The 1,862-nt window shown below is 68.4% G+C and carries 3 protein-coding genes; all 3 read right to left on the bottom strand.

Annotation, left to right across the window (positions count from 1 at the left end):
- A partial coding sequence (locus tag ELR45_RS10050; protein WP_205856320.1) for a sugar isomerase domain-containing protein occupies positions 1-608 on the bottom strand: 608 nt, incomplete at its 3' end.
- Complete coding sequence (locus ELR45_RS10045) at positions 605-1,354, bottom strand: 6-phosphogluconolactonase (protein ID WP_129665574.1); 750 nt, start codon at positions 1,352-1,354, stop codon at positions 605-607. The genes ELR45_RS10050 and ELR45_RS10045, both read right to left, overlap by 4 nt.
- Positions 1,355-1,509: 155 nt before the next feature.
- On the bottom strand, positions 1,510-1,862 hold a 353-nt coding region (locus ELR45_RS34920; RefSeq protein ID WP_165367648.1), incomplete at its 5' end, for a hypothetical protein.

The following is a 1,862-nucleotide window of genomic DNA, read 5'->3' as shown; positions in this document are numbered from 1 at the left end:
CCGGTGCGTTCGCCTCCGGTGCCGAGGTCGATGACGGCGTCTCCGGTCGGCACCCGGGAATCGATGTGGATGTCGACGACGTCGTGCAAGTTCAGCCGTTCGGGATGGCGTGCGGGGTGGTCAGCCGGAGCCTCCGCGGCGGCCGCGCGGGAGGACACCCCCACGGTCGTGGCTTCCCGTGCCCGGGCGGCGAGTGCCGCGTCGATGACGGCGCTGTTGATGCCGAAGGCATTGACCAGGATCAGTGCGTCGCTCTCTGCGACGCCGGCGGCGGCGATGACATCGGCGCCGTAACCCGGTGTGCGTTCCGTCGTCGTGGAACGCAGGGCCCCGGATGACAGGAGAGTCCCCTCGTCCAGGATCGCCGAGACGTGCATGAGGCTCCCCGGCCGATAGAAGATCTCCTGAGCTGCCAGGTTGGAATGGCCGCCCGGCCCGTAGACATGGATGAGACGGTCGTCCGCCACCCGATCCGCAAGCGCCGCGGCTGCCTTGGCGACTGCGTCGCCGCCGGTGTCCAGCACGTCCTCGAAGAGCCGGTCGACGCGGGTCGCGTACTCGCGGCCGATGCGCTGTAGCTCCGGCGTCTGGGCGGCCTCCGCTGTCATCGGGGATCGGACCCGGCGTCGAGGAACATCGTCACCCGCGGGTGTGTCCGTAGCGCCGTCCCGGGGTGGTCGCCGCTGATCGGCTGGTTGAGAGCGTTCGCCACGGCCTTCTGCTTGGCCGCGCCGGGCACCGAGGCGACGATCTCCACGGCGTTCAGCAACCGCGGGATCGTCACCGTGATCGCGCTGGGCGGCACGTCATCGAATGCGGCGAAATGTCCCTCGTCGACCTGCTGCTGCCGGCAGACGCTGTCCAGCGCCACGACCTTGGCTCCCCGTGGATCACCGAGGTCTGCCGGCGGGTCGTTGAACGCCAGGTGGCCGTTGACGCCGAGCCCGACGAAGACGAGGTCGAACGGTGTCTCACCCATGACGGACTCGTATCGCCGCGCGGCCTCCTCCGGCTCGACCGAGGTGTCGATCCGGTGGAAGGTCGCCGCGGGAACATGGTCGACCACCATGGACTGCAGCCAGTTCGCGAAGCCTTGCGGTGCGTCGGCGGGCAGGCCGACGTAGTCGTCCATGTGGAACAGTTCGACCGATGCCCAGCTGATCCCCGGCGCGCCGATGAAAGCCTTCAAGGTCTCGGCCTGGCTGGGTGCGGCCGCGAGCATGACCCGTGCGGCGCCGCGTACAGCTATAGCGTTGCGCACCGCCGTAGCGGCGAGTGCCCCGGCCTTCTCGCCGAGCTCATGCTTCGTCGGGAATGAGAAGAGGGTCGGCAAGACGTCGGTCTTTCCGGTCATGTGCGTCCTTCTGTGTTGAGGAGTGCGGCGCGTGGGCGAGGCGATCCAGCCCACACGATACTAGTTGTGCAAGCGTTTGAACAAGCTATGGCCTGGTCTTTTGAGTTCGATGTGAGTCTCCGGAGTCGCTGCGGGCGATGGAATCGGCGGGCGCGTCAGCAGAGTACGTCGACGGCGGCACGGACCGCCGCGTCAGTGACCATGTCGAAGGGGTCGACAGCCGGTACCGCGATGAGCGCAGTGCCGGTGTCTCCGAGGGTGCTGACGTCGGCCGCGGAGTTCACGAGAGCGGCGACCGTCTTGGCCCGGACCTGTTCCGACGCCATGGCTGCGGCGATCTCGTGGCGCTCGTCGGCGGTCATCGGAAGCGACGGGCAGAAGACCGGGAGAATCGCTGACGTCGGAGTCTCCGCGATAGCGGCGGCCAGGCTGGCCGCCGTAGGCCTGGTGTCCGCCAGCGTTGCCTCGAATCCCCGCTCGCGGATCAGTTCGGCTGTCCGCCGGGCCA

It is taken from the genome of Phytoactinopolyspora endophytica, from assembly GCF_004138495.1.
GTDB classification, from domain to species: domain Bacteria; phylum Actinomycetota; class Actinomycetes; order Jiangellales; family Jiangellaceae; genus Phytoactinopolyspora; species Phytoactinopolyspora endophytica.
Note: the sequence above shows the minus strand (reverse complement) of the source record. Positions and strands in the feature narration are given on the sequence as shown.

Bases quoted from the DNA above. Each gene is read 5' to 3' on its own strand.
- ELR45_RS10045 (WP_129665574.1), bottom strand. From the start codon at position 1,354: ATGACCGGAAAGACCGACGTCTTGCCGACCCTCTTCTCATTCCCGACG.